Below are 247 nucleotides of genomic sequence, written 5' to 3' on the forward strand. Positions count from 1 at the left end.
TCCGTCGTCGGCAGCGTCAGATGTGTATAAGAGACAGCATCACCACCAAGAGCACCCTCGACCTGCGCGGGCTGCTCGCCGACGACTCGACCTTCTACGGGGACCTGTTCCCGCACTGCGTCGAGTGGAACGGCGAGCTGTACCTCGAGGACGGCCTGCACCGGGCTCTTCGCGCTGCACTCCAGCAGAGACCTTTCCTTCACGCCCGAGTCCTCGTACTCTCCTGACACACGCGCACCACCGGGTC

Annotated in this window: 1 protein-coding gene; it reads left to right on the top strand. The window is 64.4% G+C overall.

All coding sequences use genetic code 11. From position 1 onward, the window contains the following. Positions 1-227 (top strand): type II toxin-antitoxin system VapB family antitoxin (locus ACR9ZK_RS21935; RefSeq protein WP_481344067.1); only part of this gene is annotated, 227 nt, incomplete at its 5' end. Positions 228-247: the final 20 nt, after the last annotated feature.

Source organism: Monashia sp. HAY1-5C, from assembly GCF_056755255.1.